Source organism: Phytomonospora sp. NPDC050363 (assembly GCF_040655735.1).
Lineage (GTDB): Bacteria > Actinomycetota > Actinomycetes > Mycobacteriales > Micromonosporaceae > Phytomonospora.
This window is the reverse complement of record NZ_JBFAKK010000009.1, coordinates 300,636-318,772: the sequence shown is the minus strand read 5'-3', so window position 1 is coordinate 318,772 and position 18,137 is coordinate 300,636. Positions and strand designations below refer to the sequence as shown.

At 71.6% G+C, this 18,137-nt stretch carries 20 protein-coding genes and 1 pseudogene; 6 read left to right on the top strand and 15 right to left on the bottom strand.

Translation table 11 applies throughout. The annotated features are described in order from the left end of the window. Nucleotides 1-20: 20 nt before the first annotated feature. Nucleotides 21-1,547 (bottom strand): DUF1707 domain-containing protein, encoded by a 1,527-nt coding sequence (locus AB0I28_RS25190; protein ID WP_357497191.1) that lies wholly within the window; start codon nucleotides 1,545-1,547, stop codon nucleotides 21-23. An 82-nt stretch (nucleotides 1,548-1,629) separates the two neighbouring features. Between AB0I28_RS25190 and AB0I28_RS25185 the strand changes: the two genes are divergently transcribed. The 3 genes and pseudogenes from AB0I28_RS25185 to AB0I28_RS25175 all read left to right on the top strand — a co-directional run. Then, the gene (locus AB0I28_RS25185; RefSeq protein ID WP_357497189.1) at nucleotides 1,630-1,923 is read left to right on the top strand and encodes a cupin domain-containing protein; all 294 of its coding nucleotides are present in this window, start codon (nucleotides 1,630-1,632) and stop codon (nucleotides 1,921-1,923) included. Nucleotides 1,924-1,956: 33 nt separating this feature from the next. Beyond that, entirely contained in the window at nucleotides 1,957-4,047 is a 2,091-nt protein-coding gene (locus AB0I28_RS25180) for a prolyl oligopeptidase family serine peptidase (RefSeq protein ID WP_357497187.1), read from the top strand. Between the two features lie 531 nt (nucleotides 4,048-4,578). Then, nucleotides 4,579-4,875, top strand: a pseudogene (locus AB0I28_RS25175) (MarR family transcriptional regulator); the annotation flags it as partial. A 12-nt stretch (nucleotides 4,876-4,887) separates the two neighbouring features. Here the strand turns inward: AB0I28_RS25175 and AB0I28_RS25170 are convergent. The 10 genes from AB0I28_RS25170 to AB0I28_RS25125 all read right to left on the bottom strand — a co-directional run bounded on the left by AB0I28_RS25170 (nucleotide 4,888) and on the right by AB0I28_RS25125 (nucleotide 13,263). After that, the gene (locus tag AB0I28_RS25170; protein ID WP_357497185.1) at nucleotides 4,888-5,328 is read right to left on the bottom strand and encodes a nuclear transport factor 2 family protein; all 441 of its coding nucleotides are present in this window, start codon (nucleotides 5,326-5,328) and stop codon (nucleotides 4,888-4,890) included. Nucleotides 5,329-5,396: 68 nt separating this feature from the next. Next, a complete protein-coding gene (locus AB0I28_RS25165; protein WP_357497184.1) occupies nucleotides 5,397-6,218 on the bottom strand; it encodes a glycoside hydrolase family 16 protein in 822 nt (273 codons plus the stop codon). A gap of 134 nt (nucleotides 6,219-6,352) precedes the next feature. Then, on the bottom strand, nucleotides 6,353-7,513 hold the full coding sequence (locus tag AB0I28_RS25160; protein ID WP_357497182.1) for a helix-turn-helix domain-containing protein: 1,161 nt from the start codon (nucleotides 7,511-7,513) through the stop codon (nucleotides 6,353-6,355). Nucleotides 7,514-7,576: 63 nt separating this feature from the next. After that, nucleotides 7,577-8,605 (bottom strand): hypothetical protein, encoded by a 1,029-nt coding sequence (locus AB0I28_RS25155; protein WP_357497180.1) that lies wholly within the window; start codon nucleotides 8,603-8,605, stop codon nucleotides 7,577-7,579. A gap of 4 nt (nucleotides 8,606-8,609) precedes the next feature. Next, nucleotides 8,610-8,969 carry a YbaB/EbfC family nucleoid-associated protein gene (locus AB0I28_RS25150; RefSeq protein ID WP_357497178.1) on the bottom strand — a complete coding sequence of 120 codons (360 nt, stop codon included), beginning with the start codon at nucleotides 8,967-8,969 and terminating at the stop codon, nucleotides 8,610-8,612. A gap of 8 nt (nucleotides 8,970-8,977) precedes the next feature. Then, entirely contained in the window at nucleotides 8,978-9,325 is a 348-nt protein-coding gene (locus AB0I28_RS25145; RefSeq protein WP_357497176.1) for a YbaB/EbfC family nucleoid-associated protein, read from the bottom strand. Between the two features lie 112 nt (nucleotides 9,326-9,437). Beyond that, nucleotides 9,438-10,322 (bottom strand): hypothetical protein, encoded by an 885-nt coding sequence (locus AB0I28_RS25140; RefSeq protein WP_357497174.1) that lies wholly within the window; start codon nucleotides 10,320-10,322, stop codon nucleotides 9,438-9,440. Between the two features lie 138 nt (nucleotides 10,323-10,460). Continuing rightward, nucleotides 10,461-11,081, bottom strand: a complete 621-nt coding sequence (locus AB0I28_RS25135) for a lactate utilization protein C (RefSeq protein WP_357497172.1) — start codon at nucleotides 11,079-11,081, stop codon at nucleotides 10,461-10,463. Next, the gene (locus AB0I28_RS25130) at nucleotides 11,078-12,508 is read right to left on the bottom strand and encodes a LutB/LldF family L-lactate oxidation iron-sulfur protein (protein ID WP_357497170.1); all 1,431 of its coding nucleotides are present in this window, start codon (nucleotides 12,506-12,508) and stop codon (nucleotides 11,078-11,080) included. The genes AB0I28_RS25135 and AB0I28_RS25130 overlap by 4 nt, the downstream gene beginning before the upstream one ends. After that, nucleotides 12,505-13,263: a (Fe-S)-binding protein gene (locus tag AB0I28_RS25125; protein WP_357497168.1), complete on the bottom strand. Its 759-nt coding sequence runs from the start codon at nucleotides 13,261-13,263 to the stop codon at nucleotides 12,505-12,507. Before AB0I28_RS25125 ends, AB0I28_RS25130 begins: the two co-directional genes overlap by 4 nt. Nucleotides 13,264-13,388: 125 nt before the next feature. On the opposite strand from AB0I28_RS25125, the gene AB0I28_RS25120 reads away from it, so the two are divergent. Beyond that, a complete protein-coding gene (locus AB0I28_RS25120) occupies nucleotides 13,389-13,922 on the top strand; it encodes a hypothetical protein (RefSeq protein ID WP_357497166.1) in 534 nt (177 codons plus the stop codon). 3 nt (nucleotides 13,923-13,925) lie between these two features. Here the strand turns inward: AB0I28_RS25120 and AB0I28_RS25115 are convergent, their stop codons facing one another. The 3 genes from AB0I28_RS25115 to AB0I28_RS25105 all read right to left on the bottom strand — a co-directional run bounded on the left by AB0I28_RS25115 (nucleotide 13,926) and on the right by AB0I28_RS25105 (nucleotide 16,509). Then, complete coding sequence (locus AB0I28_RS25115) at nucleotides 13,926-14,507, bottom strand: DUF4352 domain-containing protein (protein WP_357497164.1); 582 nt, start codon at nucleotides 14,505-14,507, stop codon at nucleotides 13,926-13,928. A gap of 458 nt (nucleotides 14,508-14,965) precedes the next feature. Then, a complete protein-coding gene (locus AB0I28_RS25110) occupies nucleotides 14,966-15,547 on the bottom strand; it encodes a DUF4352 domain-containing protein (protein WP_357497162.1) in 582 nt (193 codons plus the stop codon). A gap of 614 nt (nucleotides 15,548-16,161) precedes the next feature. Further along, nucleotides 16,162-16,509: a hypothetical protein gene (locus tag AB0I28_RS25105; protein ID WP_357497160.1), complete on the bottom strand. Its 348-nt coding sequence runs from the start codon at nucleotides 16,507-16,509 to the stop codon at nucleotides 16,162-16,164. Between the two features lie 161 nt (nucleotides 16,510-16,670). Here AB0I28_RS25105 and AB0I28_RS25100 point away from each other — a divergent pair, with 161 nt between their 5' ends. After that, on the top strand, nucleotides 16,671-17,066 hold the full coding sequence (locus tag AB0I28_RS25100) for a GNAT family N-acetyltransferase (protein WP_357497158.1): 396 nt from the start codon (nucleotides 16,671-16,673) through the stop codon (nucleotides 17,064-17,066). A 30-nt stretch (nucleotides 17,067-17,096) separates the two neighbouring features. On the opposite strand, the gene AB0I28_RS25095 is transcribed toward AB0I28_RS25100, so the two are convergent. Next, the gene (locus tag AB0I28_RS25095; RefSeq protein WP_357497269.1) at nucleotides 17,097-17,636 is read right to left on the bottom strand and encodes an NADAR family protein; all 540 of its coding nucleotides are present in this window, start codon (nucleotides 17,634-17,636) and stop codon (nucleotides 17,097-17,099) included. Between the two features lie 108 nt (nucleotides 17,637-17,744). Here AB0I28_RS25095 and AB0I28_RS25090 point away from each other — a divergent pair, with 108 nt between their 5' ends. Then, nucleotides 17,745-18,137, top strand: coding sequence for a hypothetical protein (locus AB0I28_RS25090; protein ID WP_357497156.1), 393 nt, complete (start codon nucleotides 17,745-17,747; stop codon nucleotides 18,135-18,137).

Here is an 18,137-nt window from a genome sequence, read left to right as displayed (position 1 = left end):
GCGGCCGGCCCGGGCCGTTCCTAGTCCGCGTCGGCGGGCATCCAGCCGTACGGCCGCGGGCCGTACCGGTGGCGCAGTCCGGTCTCGTGGGGGCCGAAGCGCTCGGTCCTCGACGTGCCCTCGGTGCGGCCCGCTCGCGTCTCCTCGCGGTTGGTGACGGTGAGGCCCGACAGCGGATAGAGCCTGCTCTGCCAGCAGAGCCTGACCGCCTCGTCGAACAGGGCGTCCGGCACACCCTTCACACCCGGAGCGGGATGGAAACCGACCGTGACCGTGCCGTCCCCGAACTCGGCCTTGCACGTGCGCGCCTCGGGGCGAGTGCCGAGCTCGCGGGCGATGCCCGCGATGACCTCGCGGGTGCGTGCCTGAACCTCCTTGGCGCCGATGTGCGCGAGCGCGTGGATCCCCAGGAGGAGCGCGACGACCGGCACCCAGCCGCCGCCGACGGTCAGGCCGAGCAGCACGGTTCCGCCTGCGGCGATGCCCCAGCCCCAGGCGGCGAGGACCGCGATGAAACCGAGCTTCCACAAGGGCTTGGGATGCAGCCGGCCCCACCAGTGGCGAGGCCGGGGGAGCAGCGCGGAGTTGTGCACACCCGCGTCGAATAGCCGGTCGAGCGGGCCGCGCCAGGCCGGGCGCGCCGGGACGGCGAGGTCGGCGAGCAGCGGGCGGGTCTGGGCGACCGTCTTGGCGGCGTAGGCGGCCTTGAGGCGGCTGTCGTACTCGTCGAGGTCGAGGCGGCCGTCGTCGAGCGCGCTCTTGAGCAGGGCGGCGGTCTCGGCGCGGTCGGCGTTGCTCAGGCGGCGCGACCTGCCGGTGAGATCCTGGGTGAGCCGCCCCAGGTCGGCGGTCGTCCGCGCGGAGGCCGCGCGTCCGGCGCGGGTCTCGTACTTCCCGTGGTCGAGGCGGCCGTCGTCCAGGGCGGCGGCGAGTTGCCCTGCGACGCGCGAGCGGTCGGCGTCGCTCGCGCGCTCGTGAAGGCGCCCGGTGACCGCCGCCAGGCCGCCGACCAGCCCGGCGGAGGCGATCTCGGCGGCGAGGGCCTCGTGCTCGCCGGGTTCGAGGCGGCCGTCGGCGACCGCCCGGGACAGCTCGGCGAGGGCCGCGTCGCGGTCGGCCTCGGCCGGGCGCAGGTCCGCCTCGGTCGCGCGGGGCCAGTCGGGCAGGCCGTGCAGGATCCGCGCGAGCCCGTCGTAGGTCACGGCCTCGCCGAGGCCGAGGACCCGCTCGGTGTACTCCTCCGGCGTCAGGCGGCCCGCCGAGGCGGCGTCGCTGAGCACACCGGCGGCCAGATGCCTGTCAGCGGCACGGATCCGGGCGCCGTCGACCCAGTCGCGTTCGTTCCTGCGGGCGGGCAGGTCGGCGACCACTGCCGCGAGCCGGCCGCGAGCCTTGGCCGAGGCGACGGTCAGCAGCCGCTGCTCATGCTCCACCGGGTCGAGGCGACCCTCCTCCAACGCGAGATCGACGATGCGGCGCACCGCGTCGCGATCGGCGTGGGTGGCGCGCAGACCGGGCGAGCCTCCGTCGGACCAGCCGAGCATCATGCGGGGATCGTAGAGGACGCGTGCGCACGACGCGCACGCCTGAGCGCGACCCTTCCCGCCCGCGATCGGTACCGTGTGCCACATGCGCAGACTCACCCTCGCCGACCTGGAGTCCCGGGGCATCGGCCCGGTCTACGTTCCGGTCGTCGCCGGTCATTCCGCCGACGGCAACGACGGTGACGGTCATCACCCGCCGCACGACGTGCCCGAGGTCCTGTGCGTGCTGCACGGCGAGGGCATCGTCGAGATCGACGGCATACCGACCCCGTTCGGCAGCGGCGACGTCTTCATCATCGAGCCCGGTGAGCAGCACCGCCTGATCGGCCACGGGGACCTCCCCGTCGTCCACGCCTGGCTCCAGTTGCGCGGAGCCTGACGTTCCCTCGGCGGGCGTGTCAGGATGATGGTCATGTCCGCCGAGAGCCTTCCCCGCCAGCTCAGCCGCACCCGCCACTTCGGCTCGGGCGCGCCCGGGTCCTTCGCCGTCTCCGCCGACGGCGGCACGGTCTTGTTCCTCCGCTCACGCGCCGGCGACGACCCGGTCGCGCTGCTGTGGGCGCTCAACGTGGCCACCGGCGAGGAGCGGGTCCTCGTCGACGCCGCAGCGCTGGCCGTCGAGGGCGAACTGCCCGAGGCGGAGAAGATTCGCCGGGAGCGCGCCCGCATCCGCTCGGCGGGCATCACCGCCTTCAACACCGACGCCGAGACGCGCCTTGCCGTGTTCGCGCTCGCCGGTCAACTGTGGACGGTCGAGGTCGCCACCGGTGTCGCCAAGCGCGTCGCGGGGACCGACGGCGCGGTCGACCCGCGCATCGACCCGACGGGCCGCCGGATCGCCTACGTCCGCGACGGTTCCGTGCGCGTCGTGGAGTCCGACGGGACGAACGACCGCGCGATCGCCGAACCCGACGGCCCGGTCGTGCGCTACGGCGTCGCCGAGCACGTCGCCTCCGAGTCGATGCACCGCTACCGGGGCCACTGGTGGGCGCCCGACGGCGAGCGGCTGCTGATCACGCGGGTCGACGAGTCGGCCGTCGACGTCTGGTACATCAGTGATCCGGCCGAGCCGGCCGCCCCGCCGCGCGAGTTCCGCTACCCGGCGGCCGGAAAGACCAACGCCGACGTCGGCCTGTGGGTGTACACATTGGACGGTTCCGCGCCGGTCGAGGTCGACTGGGACCGCGCCGGCTTCGAGTACCTCGCCGAGGCCGGCTGGGACGCCCACGGCCCGATCGCGGCCGTGCAGAGCCGCGACCAGCAGACCGTCCTCGTCCTGGCCGTCGACCCCGCCGACGGTTCGACCACCGTCCTGCACACCGAGCGCGACGACGCCTGGGTCGACCTCATCCCCGGCACGCCCGCCCGGACGGCCTCGGGTGATCTGGTGTGGATCGGAACCCTCGACCGCCGCCTTTACATCGGCGGAGAGCCCGTCACCCCCGAGGGCCTCTACGTGCGCGCGGTCTCGGCCGTCGACGGCGACACCGTGCTCTTCAACGCCTCCACCGCCCCCGTCGCGGTCCACCTGTGGACCTGGCGACCCGGCGAGGGCGCCCGCCGCCGCAGCGTCGAGCCCGGCCTGCACCGCGGGGCCGTCGGTGGAGACACACTCGTCCACACCGCCTACACCCCCGAGTCGGTCGCCGCGCGCGTCCGCGTCACCCGCGAGGACAGGCCTGCGGCCGAGATCAAGTCCTTCGTCGAGGAGCCGGTGCTCACCGCCAAACCCGAGTTGCTCGTGCTCGGTGAGCGCAAGCTCAACACCGCGCTGTTCCTGCCGTCCTGGTACGTGCCGGGCGAGGCGACGCTGCCGGTTCTGATGGACCCCTACGGCGGCTCGGCGGCCCAGAAGGTCATGGCGGTGCAGAACTTCTCGACGCTGGTGTCGCAGTGGTTCGCCGAGCAGGGCTTCGCCGTGGTCGTCGTCGACGGCGCCGGTACCCCCGGCCGCGGCCACGCCTTCGCCCGCGAGACCTACCTGGACAAGTCGACGCCGGTCCTCGAAGACCAGGTCGCCGCCCTGCTGGAACTGGGCAGGCTGCGTCCCGAACTGGATCTGTCCAAAGTGGGCATCCGCGGTTGGTCCTTCGGCGGCTACCTCGCCGCCCTCGCCGTTCTGCGCCGTCCCGACGTCTTCCACGCGGCGGTGTCGGGCGCGCCGGTCACCGACATGCGCATGTACGACTCGCACTGGCAGGAGCGCCACCTCGGCGACCCCGAGGGCAAGCCCGAGGTCTACGACCACAGCTCCCTCATCGCCGACGCCGAGCGCCTGTCCCGGCCGCTGCTGCTCGTGCACGGCCTCGCCGACGACAACGTGTTCCCCGTGCACACGATGCGGCTGTCGGCGGCACTGCTCGCCGCCGGCCGTCACCATGAGGTCCTGCCGCTGATGCGCGCCACGCACATGCCCACCGACGGCGCCGCGGCCGAAGGGCTGCTGTACCACCAGGTGCGCTTCCTCAAGCGCTCCCTGGGAGTCGAGGAGCAGCCTGTCTGATCACTGCGGGCCGCCGCCGATCCTGTCGAGGTACGCGCCGATCTCGGCGTTCCCGCCTCGCGCCGCGATGTGACCGGCCGGACCAGCACGAGCTCGGGTCCGGTGACGCCGTAGGCGTCCCGGCCGAGCTCGCCGCTCACCCGGTGGACCCGCAGGTCGATCCAGGCGGGTACCGGCGGCGCGTCGGCGTGGCCGCCGAAGGCGAGCAGCGTCCAGTGCGGCCCGCGGAACACGTCGAAGAGGCGGATCCTCCCGCCGGTCGACGGATCCGCGCCGACGGCGTCCGGCGCGCGCTCGCCCGGTCGTGCCGGGTGTCGTCCGGCGAGTGGGGTCGCGGTGAGCGGACTGTTGGGGTAAGCGATGTGAGACCGGTGGTGAAGTCGTCGGTGAGACCGCGCTGTGCGGCCGGGCCGTCGTCGGCGGCCGCCGCGCGCATGACCATGCGCATCTTCTCGGTGCTGTCGGCGAGGACCGCGCGGGCCACCGGCAGGCGCTCGGCCTCGTAGGTGTCGAGGAGAGTCCCGGCGCGTCGGCGAGATAGCCACGAGAATGCAGGTGGAGGGCCCTCACGTCACCCGGCATCTCAACGGGCTCGAACAGCGTGGCCTCGTCGAACGGGTCGTGGTCACCGATGATCGTCGCGCTCGCCACGTCGCGCTCACCGAGGCGGGGGAGGAGACGGCCGACCGTTGCCTGCGCGCGGTCCGCGACTGGTTCGGCGAGGCGCTGGCGGACTGGCCGGCGGCCGACCGGAAAGACCTCACACGCCTGCTCGGCCGCCTGATCGACGACCTCGCGGCACATGCCGCCAAGGGCGACTCGCGGTGAGACGAGGGCTTCCTACCCCAGCCGCACGGCGTCCGACCCCCGCGTGTGCGTCAGCGTGAACACCATCGCCGAGCATCGCCACCCGGCGGGGGTCCGGACGAGCGTGTGCTCGTAGGTCCCCCAGAACTCCCACAGGTCGTTGTCGAGCTTGTTGTACCCGGCGCCCTTCGAGAACACCCAGGCGGTGTCGCCGTCGAGGTTGATCTCGTGGTTGGTCCGCAGGTGGTAGCTCGACTTGCGCTCGTGCAGGTTGGTGCGCCACGAGGCGACCAGCGCGGCCGCCGGGATGACGGTCGGGGCACCGCCGCCGAGGCTGGAGAAGTCGACGTGCACGTGCTCGGTGAACAGCGAGAGGCAGTGCTCCCAGTCCTTGACGTCGACGGAGTTGTCGATCGCGTCGACGACGGCCTTGATCTCGTGCATGTCCGCGAGGAGCTCGATGGGTTTGGGCATCACGGATCGGTCCTTACGCGCGGGAGTGGAACGGTCGTGACAATAGTGCGCCACGACCGCCCCGAGGGCTACCAGGCCCTCGCGTAGTCGACGGTGAGGGTGCTGTTCATGTCCGGATCGGGCGAGACCTTGCACTCCCACGTGCCGTCGGGGCACTGGCGGTCGGTCGCCCAGCCGCCCACCGCGACGTTGAGCACGATCTTGGCCGGGGAGTTCGCCGGTACGACGAAGGGCTCCTCGACGACGAAGACGCCGTCGATGGAGATCTTCACGGTGCCCTGCGGACCGGTGGTCCACTCGGCCTCGTAGATGTGCCACTGGCTCGGGTCGATGCCGGCGAACTCGGCCCCGTTGCCGTTGGCGGGTGTGTGCACGTGCCACTGCGGGACCCAGGATCCGCCGCCGCCGTTCTCCATCAGGTCGATCTCGCCGTACTGCGGCCAGACGTCCTCGGGCTGCCCGAGCGTCCAGATCGCCGGCCAGGCGCCCACCTCGAAGCCCGACATCCTCGCCCGGACCTCGACGCCGCCGCCGGCGCCGATGAGCGTGTTCGACTCCACACGCGCCGAGGTGTACTGGTAGGACTTGCCGTCCACGACGGTGACCTCGTCCCGCGCGGTGATCACCAGGTTGCCGTTGCCGTCCAGCTCGGCGTTGTGGCCTCCGTCGGTGTAGCACTGCCGCTCCTTGTCGGCAGGCCGTCCGCCCCACTCGCAGCCGGTCTGCTGGGTCCACCGGGTCGTGCTGGGCTGTGCTCCGGCGGTGCCGTTGAAGTCCTCGTTGAAGACCCAGTCGGCCTGGGCCGGTTCGGAGACGATCACCGAGGCCGCGGTCGCGGCGACGGTCACGGCTGCCAGGGCGGCCGCGCGCAAGGGCTTGGTCAGGCGCATGGAGGGCGGTCCTTTCGTCGAGGGACCGCGCCAGGCTATTGGATCATCCACAGTGGGGGAAGAAGGCCGGGTGGAAACCTTCCCATCGCACGGGTGCGACTGTGCGGAGGGCTATGCGCTGAACCGGTCCACCGCTAGCGCGGCAGCTCCCCGCTCGGATCGAGCCGCCCGATCGCCAGCGCCAGCCGCAGCGTGAAAGCGTCATGGGAGACCGTCGGCGAGAACCCCGTCACCTCGGTGATCCGCCGCAACCGGTACCGGACGGTGTTGGGGTGCACGTACAACGCGCGCGCCGTCCCCTCAAGGACGCCGCCGCTGGTGATGAACGCGTCCATCGTCTCCAGCAGCTCGCCGCCGGCCTTCGTCAGCGCCGTGTAGATCTGCGTCGACAGGACCTGCCGCGCGTGCTGGTCGCCCAGCAGCGCCCGTTCGGGCATCAACTCCGTCGCCGACACCGGACGCGGCGCATCCGGCCAGGCCGCCGCCGCGCGAAAACCCATCTGCGCGGCCCGCGCCGACTCGCTCGCCTGCTCCAGCGTCGGTACCGCCGGACCCACCACGATCGGCCCGTCGCCGAACTTCCCGGCCAGCTTCTCGACCGTCGCCAAAGGCTCGGCGACCCCGCCGAGCACCGCCACCAGCCGGTCTCCGTGCACGCCCGCCAGCACGTCGACGCCCAAACGGCGGGTCGTGCGGTGCAGCGCGTGCAGCACGGCACTGGCCTCACCACCGGGGGAGCGCCCGACCGCCACCGAAACCGGCGTCGCGTCCGACCAGCCGAGAGCCGCCGCGCGCGAGGTCAGCTCGTCGCCGGCCTCACCGCGAAGCAGCGCGTCGACCAGCAGCGCCTGAAGGCGCGCGTCCCAGGCGCCCCGCGTCTCGGCGGCACGCGCGTACACACGCGCGGCGGCGAAGGCCACCTCGCGCGAGAAGCGCAGCACCGCCTCGGCCAGCTCGGCGTGCTCGCCCTTGGCCGCCAGCTGCGGCACCTGCTCCTCGACGACCTCGATGGTCACCTTCACCAGTGCCACGGTGTGCTGGAGGGTGATCGCGCGCGCAAGCTCCATCGGCGCGGCCTCGAAGACCTCGTCGGAGATCGCCGAGTCGACGCCATCGGCGCGCAGCCACTCGACGAAGGACCGCACGCCGGCCTGCGCCACGAGCATGACCATCGACCGTTGGTCGGCGGGCAGATCGCGGAACCACGGGAGGACCTCGTCCATCCGGGCAACGCTCTGGGTGGCCAGCGCTCCGGCCGCCCGCTCGACGTTGCGGATCGTGGCAGCGAGTTTCATCGCGTCAGCCTGCCATGCGCTGAACCGGTACAGGCGGGGCGGTCGGACATGCTGCTCCGTGGGCTACTGGTCGTCCATCTGCTTGTTGAACGAGGACGTGGTGTCCTCGTCGATCATGCCGTACAGTTCGCCGATCTCGCTCAGGGAGCCCGCCACGGAGTCCATGCGCGCGTCGGCGTCGCGGTAGAGACGCCGGTCACGGGCCATGACCGCGTGGACGTCGGCGTAGAAGTCGACGCCGATCCCGAAGGCGCCCGGCGTCAGGTGGGCGTCGGCGGCCTCGGCCTGGTGGCGGGCGGCGCTGCCCCAGTACGTTCCGTTGTTCCGAAAGGCGGCGACCATCGTGGCCATGGCCTCGGTGTCCATCCGCAGCTCTCCGCCGGGCCGCCAGTTGTCCTTGCGGTCGGCGTCGCTCCACGACGGGTTGGCCGCCTGGTCGGTGGGGACGGGCAGGCGCGGATCGCCGAGGTCGGCGACGCCGGGGAGGGCGGCGACCTCACCGAGCTTCTCGCCGGCCTTGTACTGGTTGTTGGCCAGGTTGATCAAGGCCCCGGCGATGCCGCTGACGTGCGCGGCGTAGCGGTCGACGATGCCCAGCACCAGCGCGACGGCGACGGCCTGGTTGCCGCCCGCCTGCGCGACGGCCGCGGTGACCTCGGCGCCGGTGTTCCAGGTCCGCTCGACCACGCGCTGCCACAGGTCGTCGAGCGCCTGCCGGAACAGCCGGACGGCCTCGGCGGTCGTCAGCGCCGACTCCTCCATCGACTCGATCACCGCGAGCAGCTTCGGCAGGTAGGTGTTGAAGGACTCCGCGCCGCCACCGGTCCACGAACCGGTGAACCGGGCGCCGGCCGCGCCGATCTCGTCGCGCGCGGCGATGATCTCGGCGGCCACCGAGCGGTCGAGCAGCTCGCTGCCGGAGTCGAGGAGCTCGGGCTTGCCGCGGGTCTCGCGCAGGATCTTGAAGGAGATCGCGAGGGTCTCCTCGGCCTCCCAGGCGACCACGATGACCTTGGCGTACAGGTCGGCGGCGGCGGCCCGCAGGTCCACGGGAAGGCTCGCCAGGATCGAGGACATGCTCTCACCGTTCACGCTCTCACCCCTGCGTCCCGAAGGCGGCGGCGACCGCGGCGCCGGGATCGGCGGGGTGCCTGCGCCAGTTGCCGATGGTGTCACCGGCGACGCGCACGTCGTCGTAGGCGTGCTGGCGGAGCGCGTCGACGGCCCGGTCGGCGGCCTGGAGGGCGGCGGTGATCATCTCGCTCATGCTCTCCGGACTGTGCTGGAGCTTGGCGCCCGGGCGCAGTTCGAGGCTGATGGCCCGGCCGTGCCCGTCGTAGACCGCGCGGGCGATGTTGCGCGGGGAGGTGGCCGTGATGCGAGCGGCGGTGAGCCGGTCGGCGAGTTCGGCGACCTGAGCGGCCGCGCCGTCCCCGGCCGTATCGCTGTCCTCCACGTGACCTCCTAGCGCCGGGCGGTCTGTTCGTATTCGCGCCAGTGCACGGCGGCGATCTTCTCGGCTCTGCCGCGGGCCAAGCTGAGCGCGGTGAGTACCGCTGCGCACAGTTGTTCCTCGGTCGCTCTGTTGTACCGGACCGTGTCAAGTTCGACCCGCTGGAGTTTGCCGTGCCCGTCGCACACGACTCGCGCCAGGCCGTCGGGGGAGCGTGCTTCGACACGTTCGTCGGTGATCTGCTCGCGGAGGTCCTCGGCGCGTTCGGCGGCGGCGAGCATGGTGCGGCGGGCCGCGGTGAGCTGGCCGAGCAGACTCTCGACCTCTGCGGCGCGTTCGAGCATCTCCGCGTTGCTCATGGGCTCCTGACCGGCGGGCGTGCGCGTTGGACCGACGTGAGTCAGTGTGCCAAAGATGCCACGCCGGACGCGTCCGCCTTCATCGGCGGGTTTGGGTGGAGCGGCCGTACGGTCAGCCGAGCGGGTCGTCATGGGCCGGAAGCGGCGCGGCGCGGGCGAGCATGACGATCACGGCGAAGGAGGCGGCGGCGAGCACGACCGAGCCGGCGAACTCGCCCAGTGCCCGGCCCGAGGTCAGCGAGATGAGGCCGGAGAGGGTGAACAGGGTCCAGATGACCGCGCTGAAGACGGCGGCGACCATCGCGGTCTTGCGGGCCGCGCGGACACCGCGGATCACCCAGGACGTCAGCGCTGCGACGAGAATGCCAGCGTAGGCGCCGAGGTAGCCGGGGTCGGTGATCGAGGTGAGGATGAGCCAGGGGCGTTCGATGAGGTCCGGTCCGCGGACGACCAGCAGGAAGAGCACGCTGGCCGCGCCCGTCGCGAGCATGAGAACGGGCAGGGGACGTCCGGGCAGGGGGCCGGTGACGGCGGGTTCCTCCTCGGCGGGCGCCTCGCCCTCGAACCACGCGTAGGCCGGTCCGGAGCGCAGCATCCGCAGCGCGACGGCGTTCATGATCGCCACGGCGGCGCCGACGACGGACACGAGGCCGAAGACGATGACGCCGATCGCGGCCAGGCCGTGGCGGTCCTCCTGGCCGGCGCGGGTGAAGGCCAGCACCGCGCCGATGGCGCCGATCGCGGCCATCGCGGCCAGGTTGATCGTGGCGAGGGTCGTCGCGGTGCGCCGCGGCGCGGGACGGCCCTGGCGGAACATCAGCGTCGTGACGCCGGCCGCGAGCGCCGAGCCGGCCAGGGCGGCGGTGGCCAGGCCCAGGGAGTTGGTGAACCAGCCGGCGACGAGTCCGCGGAGCAGGACGAGGGCGGCCAGGCAGGCGGGTACGGCCAGTAAGGCGGTGGCGAGCCGTACTTCACGAGGTTTGGGCAGCACGGACACGAGCACTCCGTTCGGCAAAACATCCCCCAATGTCGCGGCGCGTCCCACGCGCCGTGCCGGTGTCCTTCGAAGGCCACCGGCTCGTGTCGGGGAGTTTGCCAAAGCCGATCGGAGGCTGCAACCCGTCGAACGGTCAGCTCACCCGTCCGCTGCATAGACGAGAACGACGTCGAGCCGTCGCGGACCGTGCACGCCCTCGACCCGGCGCAGCTCGATGTCGCTGGTCGCGGAGGGGCCGCTGATCCATGTCAGGGGCGCCGTCGGCGTGTCCAGGCGGGCCAGGGCCTCGGGGACGCCGGCGACGACCTGCTCGGCGAAGAGCACGCAGATGTGGCGGTCGGGGACGAGCGTCAGGGCGCGGCGGCCCTGCGCGCGGCCGGCGTCGAGGATGATCGTGCCGGTCTCGGCGATCGCGACGGCCGCGCCGGTCAGTACGGCGTCGCTGGTGTCGAGGCCGTCGACGCCGGGGTCTTCACGAAGCTCGCCGGTGTGCCCGGCGAGCCATTCGGGGGGAAGGCCGGCGGGCACGGCGAGGACGGCGACGTCGGCGAGGACCGCGGCGAGCGTGGCGGGCAGGCCGTCCGGTTCGGTCTCGTGGACGGTGGCGCGGTAGTCGCGCAGGCGGTCGACGAGCAGTGCCCGCAACTCCTCGGGGTCGGCCGTTCCCGTGCGCCGGTAGTCCCGGACGGGCTCGGGTTCCTCCGGGGCGGCGCGCAATGCCGTCCGCAGACGGCCCAGGATCTCCTCTCGGGCGTTCAACGGCCTTCCCCTTCCCGCTTCCACCAGTCCCGGAACGACTCCTTGGGAGGGACCGGCAGGTCCCTCGACGACGTCCAGCCCGACATCGGCCACGGCATGTGCTTCAGTGATCCCTTGGCGCGCCAAGGGAACGAGCCCATGCGCGCCGCCCGCAGGCCGGCCTCGTAGCGCCGCCTGCTGCCCATCACCCAGGCCGCCGCGCCCATCGCCGACTTCTCCGCGAGGTTCTTGGGCGACTCCTGCCGCAGGTGTACCAGCACCTCCGGAATGTTGATCTTCACCGGGCAGACCTCGTAGCAGGCGCCGCACAGCGTGGACGCGAACGGCAGCGTCTTGTTCGCCTCGATCCCGGTCAGCTGCGGCGAAAGGATCGCCCCGATGGGGCCCGGATACACCGAGCCGTAGGCGTGCCCGCCGGTCCGCTCGTAGACCGGGCACACGTTGAGGCAGGCCGAGCAGCGGATGCAGTGCAGCGCCTGGCGCCCGACCTCGTCGGCCAAAGTCGCCGACCGCCCGTTGTCGATCAGGACGATGTGGACACTCGACGGTCCGTCGCCCTCGGTCACCCCGGTCCACATCGACGTGTACGGGTTCATGCGCTCACCGGTCGACGACCGGGGGAGCAGCTGCATGAACACCTCCAGGTCGGCGAACTCCGGCAGGATCTTCTCGACCCCCACCACGCTGATGAGCGTCTCGGGCAGGGTCAGGCACATCCGCCCGTTGCCCTCGCTCTCGACGACCACCAGCGTCCCCGTCTCGGCCACGGCGAAGTTCGCCCCCGACACCGCCACCTTCGCCGACAGGAACTTCGCCCGCAGATGCTTGCGCGCGGCCTCGGCGAGGTCGCGCGGCTCGTCGGTGAGCGAGTCGTCGGTCCCTGGCATGCGCGCGCGGAACAACTCACGGATCTCACTGCGGTTCTTGTGGATCGCCGGGACCAGGATGTGCGAGGGCTCGTCCCCCGCGAGCTGCACGATCAGCTCGGCCAGGTCGGTCTCGGTCGCCGCGATCCCCTGGGCGGCGAGGGCTTCGTTGAGGCCGATCTCCTGGGTGGCCATCGACTTGACCTTCACGACCTCGCGCTCGCCGGTGCGGCGGATCAGGTCGGCGACGATCCGGTTGGCCTCACCGGCGTCGCGCGCCCAGTGCACCACCGCGCCGGCCTCGGTCGCCTTGGCCTCGAAGCGTTCCAGTAGCTCCGGGAGGTGGCGCATGGTCCGCGCCTTGATGGCCCGGCCCGCCTCGCGCAGCGGCTCCCAGTCGCCGGTCTCCTCGACCTCGCCGACCACCGCCGCGCGCTTGGCGCGGATCGTCCCCGTCGCCCGCCGCAGGTTGGCGCGCAGCCCGATGTCGCGGACCCGCGGCTTCGCCGCCGTCGGGAAAGGCAGGCCCACCAGATTTCCCGAACCGTGGGGGATGGTCATCGAAGTGTCCCTTCGTCGACGTGGCCCGCGCTCGGACCGAGATCGTGCTCTCGCGCCGCCAGGATCTCCGCGTAGTGCATCACGCGCATCCCCGCCCGCATCCGCGACAGACCGCCACCGATGTGCGTCAGACACGAGTTGTCGGCCGCGGCCAGCACCTCGGCATCGGTCGACAGGGCGTTGCGGCACTTGTCGGTCAGCATCGCCGTGGACACCTCGGCGTTCTTCACCGCGAAGGTCCCGCCGAAACCGCAGCACTCCTCGGCGGCCGGCAGTTCGGCCAGCTCGATCCCGCGGACACCGCGCAGCAGCGACAAGGGCTTGTCGCCCAGCCCCAGCATCCGCAACCCGTGGCAGGTCGGGTGATAGGTCACCCGGTGCGGGAAGTACGCGCCGGTGTCGGTCACGCCCAGCACGTCGACCAGCAGCTCGGACAGCTCATAGGTCCGCGACGACACGCTCGCCACCCGGTCGTCGCGCGGCACCAGGCCGGGATAGGAGTCGCGCACCATCGCCGCGCACGAACCACTGGGCGACACGACCGCGTCGTAGGACCCGAACACGTCGGCGAAACGCCGCACCAGCGGCACCGCCTCCTCGCGATAACCGGTGTTGGCGTGCATCTGGCCGCAGCAGGTCTGCTCCAGCGGGAAGTCGACCTCGTGGCCCAGACCTCGCAGCAACCGCACCACGGCCTTGCCCGTTTCGGGGAACATCAGGTCGTTGACGCAGGTGATGAACAGGGCGATGCGCATGGCCGCCATCCTGCCCGACCCCGGCGGTGATCTTGGCCGGTGGTGCCCGGCGGGTTCCGGAACGTGGGATGCGCCGGTAGGGCATCATCGCACCACACCCCGGCAAACCTTGAAGGACAACGACCTTGTACCCCGACGCACTCGCCGACCTCGAGCACCGACTGCGCAGTAATTACGGCGCCGCCGACGCGACCGTACTCGCGGCCATCCCAGCGCTGCTGGCCAAGGCGGTACACGCCGACCCGGCCTTCCGCGAACGCGTGCTGCGCCTCGCGGTGACCGCCGTCGTCGGCCACGCCTCGGCCTATCCCGAAGACCTGGAGCCCAACTGGGAGCGGACCTGGCGGCAGTCGCTGTCGACGGTGCTGACCCTCGTCGAGCACGAGTACCCCCAGGTCCGGCGCATGGCGGTCTTCCTGCTGTCCGACGCGAGCTACCACGCCGACGACGTCTGCCGCGCCCTGCGGACCCGCTGGCTCGACGAGCCGGAGCCGATGATCAGGCTGACCATCCTGCACACGGTCGGTGCGCTGCTGCGGCACGTCGAGCAGGGTTCGCGCAAGGAGCTCTTCGAGTGGCTGTCGGGGCTGACGCACCCGGCCGGGTCGGAGATCGCGCTGGCGGCCTCCCTCGCGCTGCGCGGGCTCGGGAGGCAGTGACCGTCACTTCAGTGAGACGGTGACGCCCGGGCTGCCCGGAGCCTCGTGCAGCTCGATCGCGCCCGGTTCGGTGCCGTCGGCGACGTCGAAGGCGATCTTGACCTCGATGGACAGGCCCGGGTTGATCTCCTCGTAGAAGGAGGAGCCGTCCTCGTTGAGGAGCAGGTCGGCGGTGAAGTTGACCGCGTACTCCTTGCCCTCGGTGTCGAAGAGGCGCTGGTCGGCGTCGGTGAAGAACTGCGGGACGTCGCCGACGTTCTTCGCCGTCAGGTGCACGATGACGAACTCGCCCTGCGCGGTCTCGCCGAAGAACTCGTCGCCCACCGACTGGACGCCGGTCTCGACCTGAGTGACCGTGAAGGCGAAGACGCCGTCGCGGGCCTCCTCGCCGACGCCGGACCCCGGCCCCGTGCCCGGCGCCTGCGGCGTCGTGGGCGGCTGGGCGGGGAGTTCGTCGCGGGTGTCGTCCTCGGCCGCCGGCTGCGCGGGCGTCGCCGACCTGTCGCCGTCCGACGCGATCGCCACGGCCGTCAGGGCGCCGATGAGGAGCAGGACGCCCGCCACCGCGCCGAGGGTGATGAACATGGCGCGCCGGGAGGGGCGCTGTGGAGTCGGCGGCTGCGGGGCCGGGTGATCAGGCGGCGCGGGGTGAGGGGGTGGGGTGCCTTGTGCGCCTCCTGTGCCTCCCGCGGCCTGCGTGGTGTGTGCGCCGTGGGCTGCGGGTGGGTACATCCGCGGCCCGGCGGGCGGGAGGTCGGCGTCCGGGGGCGTTGCCCGGGCCGGGTCGAGGTCCTGCGCACCGGATTCGCTCCGGTCGTGCGGTGAGAGCGGCATGTGAACTCACCCCCGTCGTCGGAGTCCACTCGGCTCCGACGCTACCCTGCCGAACCGGGTCGTAGCTGGAGGAATGCGGAGTTATCTGAATGTTCTTCTCAAACCGGGGGAGGGGGCTGAGGCGTGGGCTCGGCGTCGGGGCGCTGGAGGGGTGGGCGGGGGTTGGGGCGGGGCTGCCGCGATGCTTGTCCGGCGACGGCCCCACCGTGTTACTTCAGCGCGACGGTGACGCCGTCGCTGAGGAACGAGTCGTGCAGCTCGATGGTGGACAGCTCGGCGCCCTCCGGGACGTCGAAGGCGATCTGGACATCGATCTTGTTGCCCGGATTGATCTCCTCGTAGAGGGCTGAGCCGTCCTCGTTGAGGTACAGATCAGCCGCGGTGTCGGCGGAGTACTCGTTGCCGTCGGCGGTGAACAGGCGCTGTTCGTCGTCCATGAACGGCTTGGGAACATCGCCGATGTTCTCGACAGCGAGGTGCACGATGGCGAACTCGCCCTGCGCCGACTCGTTGAAGAACTCGTCGCCGACCTCCGTTGCCCCGGTCTCCACGTCAGTCACGGTGAAGGCGAACAACCCGTCGCGCGCCTCATCGCCGATGCCGGGCATGGCGTCCTCCTGGCCGTCCTGCCCGTTCTCCGTCGCCGGCTGAGCGGGTGTCGCCTCGTCGCCGCCGTTGTTGGCGACGAGGAGGGCGATACCGCCTCCGCACACCACCAGCAGCGCCACGACGACGCCGAGCACGATGAAGCGGCCGCGTTTGGAGCGCTTCTTCGTCGGAGTGAGCGCCACGTACTGCGGCGGAGCACTCTGAGGAGTGTAGGGAGCCTGGTAGCCCGGAGGCGGCGGCCCCGCGTGTGGAGGTGGATAGGGCGGCGGGTGACCGGCCGGGCCTGCGGTCGGTGTGCCCGGTGGCGGGTGGGCCGATGGCTGCCCGGTGGTGCCTGCGGCCGGCTGTGGCGCGTATCCGGCGGGGCCGGCGGCCGGCGCGTCGGATGACGGGTGCTCTGGAGTGCCGGGTGGCAGATCGTTCTGCGATGTGCCGCCGGGTGGCGTCGTTGGATTGGTGTCGGCGCCGGGCGCTTCTGATCCGCCCGGGTCATGCGGTGGGGTAGTCATGTGAACTCACCCCCCGATATCAGAGTTCACTCGAAATCGACGCTACTCCGTCAAATCATCCCGCACATTACTTAACCATCGGGAACCTCCGATTTCGCTCGGCGGTAGCACCCTTCCGTGCTCCCAGATCCCTTTCCGCAACAGTTGTTCCACTTCCGGGTACGGTCGGCGGCGCCGGCCTCCCGCGCAACACTCGCCCCGCCCCTGCTGACCGCCCCGGAGGACCGCCCCCCAACACGCGAAGGCGCGGCACCCCCCGAGGATGCCGCGCCTTCGTCTCCCGGCGTCTAGTCCTCCCGCCGGTTGCGCTGCCTGCGCCACATCCACGCGCCGAGCGGGATGAGGCCCGCGCCGAGCGCGGCCACACCCACGAGCCCGACCTGCGAACCGTCGTCATCCCCGTCCGGCTCGGTCAACGGCGTGCCGGAATCCGACGGCGATCCGGAATCCGACGGCGTCCCGGGACTCGACGGCGTCCCGGGCCTCGACGGCAGGACCGGCCACCCGCCTTCGTGGTCGACCGCGCCCTGCTCCGGCATCACCGGTGGTTCGGCCGCCGCCGCACCGGCGAGACCGGCGACCACCACCCCGGTCATGACAGCGCTGACGGCCGCGAACTTCAAGCCCGACTTCACATCCACCCCCTGGTTGACGTATGGCGGGCCATACCCGGCCCACCCGCAACGTCTTCGACCGTAACATCCGTATTCGTCCTAATGTCGACAAAAGTACGTTCTGTCGAGTTCGCGGCATAGGCTTGACTGGCACCCCGCTGGCGGGGTGCCAGTCTTGGCCGGTGACAGAGATCGAACTGAGCGCCCACGCGCACGTGACCGACGACGAACTGAACGCCCTCTTCGCCGCCTCCTGGCCCGGCGACCACAGCCCCATCGACTTCGCCCGCATCCACGCCCGCAGCCTGACCTGGGTCATCGCCCGCCTCGACGACGAGCTCGTCGGCTACGTCAACGTCGCCACTGACGGCGGCTCGCACGCCTTCCTGCTCGACACGACCGTCCACCCCGACCAGCGGCTGCGCGGCCTCGGCCGCCAACTGGTGATCGAGGCGATCGAGGACGCCCAAGCACGTGGAGCGGCGTGGCTGCACGTCGACTATGAGCCGCACCTTGAGGGCTTCTACCGCTCCTGCGGCTTCGGGCCGACCGCCGCCGGGCTGCTCAGGCTGAACTGAGCCCGGCGCCGGGCGCCGGCCCGACCGCGCTCACGCGAGCCGGTCGCGTGCCGCCATGAGCGCGAAGCCGAGCAGGTTCGGGCCGCGCCATTGGCTCGGACGGTCGGCGCGCGGATCGTCGGCGGCCAGCCCAATGCCCCAGATGCGGTCACGGGGGCTTGCCTCGACCAGTACCCGCGCCTTCGTCCCGGCGAGGAACCCGCCGAGTTCGGCGTGCTCACCGAACTTGCCGACGTTGGCGGCCACCACGATCTCGAAGCGCTCGGCCTCCCAGCGGTCCTGGTCGAAGCCGCGCACCTTGCGGCCGAGAGTCTTGGCGGTGCGGGGATGCGCGGCGGCGAGGATCCGCCGCTCCATCTCCTCGTCACCGAACAGTCGCGCCTTTCCGGCCATCATGTAGTGCTCGCAAGTGGCGTACCCGACACCGTCCACAGTGAACGGTGCCGGCCACCACTGACTCAGGCAGGAGGCGGTCACCCGGCCGTCGGGGGAGGGCGCGTGGCCCCAGAAATGCAGGAACCGCAGGCGTTGCCCCGCCGCCTCGGCGGCCACGGCGGAGGCGAGGTCCATCGGTAGCTCGGTCACGGTGACACCCTGGCACGGGCCTGTGACGGCGGCACCGGAATTTGTCCCAGCGGCGTGCCATCATGCGCTGCGAAATCTACTTTGGAGGGACGCATGGCGACCGTGACATTCCGCGACGAGAGCATGACCGGCAAGACCCTCGCCGAGTTCGACGTGCCGGACCTGCCCAGCCGCATCAGCGTCGGCGAGCTGATCCGCCTTCGGGTGCGCGAGGAGGTCGCCCGCTACAACGCGGCGCCGTCGCGGCATTTCCAGGGCCTGGTCAAGCCGACCGACGCCGAGGTGGAGCTCAACGGCTACAGGCTCGCCGAACCGCGTCGGCTGGACTGGGAGCGCCAGGCCGACGCGGCGCTGGAAGCCTTCGGGCGCAACGGTTTCATCGTGCTGGTCGGCGACCGCCAGGTCGAGTCGCCGCAGGACGAGGTGGACCTCGACGCCGACCCGCTGATCGCCTTCGTGCGGCTCGTCCCCTTGGTCGGTGGCTGA

Bases quoted from the DNA above. Each gene is read 5' to 3' on its own strand.
- AB0I28_RS25190 (WP_357497191.1), bottom strand. From the start codon at position 1,547: ATGATGCTCGGCTGGTCCGACGGAGGCTCGCCCGGTCTGCGCGCCACC.
- AB0I28_RS25185 (WP_357497189.1), top strand. From the start codon at position 1,630: ATGCGCAGACTCACCCTCGCCGACCTGGAGTCCCGGGGCATCGGCCCG.
- AB0I28_RS25180 (WP_357497187.1), top strand. From the start codon at position 1,957: ATGTCCGCCGAGAGCCTTCCCCGCCAGCTCAGCCGCACCCGCCACTTC.
- AB0I28_RS25170 (WP_357497185.1), bottom strand. From the start codon at position 5,328: ATGCCCAAACCCATCGAGCTCCTCGCGGACATGCACGAGATCAAGGCC.
- AB0I28_RS25165 (WP_357497184.1), bottom strand. From the start codon at position 6,218: ATGCGCCTGACCAAGCCCTTGCGCGCGGCCGCCCTGGCAGCCGTGACC.
- AB0I28_RS25160 (WP_357497182.1), bottom strand. From the start codon at position 7,513: ATGAAACTCGCTGCCACGATCCGCAACGTCGAGCGGGCGGCCGGAGCG.
- AB0I28_RS25145 (WP_357497176.1), bottom strand. From the start codon at position 9,325: ATGAGCAACGCGGAGATGCTCGAACGCGCCGCAGAGGTCGAGAGTCTG.
- AB0I28_RS25130 (WP_357497170.1), bottom strand. From the start codon at position 12,508: ATGACCATCCCCCACGGTTCGGGAAATCTGGTGGGCCTGCCTTTCCCG.
- AB0I28_RS25125 (WP_357497168.1), bottom strand. From the start codon at position 13,263: ATGCGCATCGCCCTGTTCATCACCTGCGTCAACGACCTGATGTTCCCC.
- AB0I28_RS25115 (WP_357497164.1), bottom strand. From the start codon at position 14,507: ATGTTCATCACCCTCGGCGCGGTGGCGGGCGTCCTGCTCCTCATCGGC.
- AB0I28_RS25095 (WP_357497269.1), bottom strand. From the start codon at position 17,636: ATGGACCTCGCCTCCGCCGTGGCCGCCGAGGCGGCGGGGCAACGCCTG.
- AB0I28_RS25090 (WP_357497156.1), top strand. From the start codon at position 17,745: ATGGCGACCGTGACATTCCGCGACGAGAGCATGACCGGCAAGACCCTC.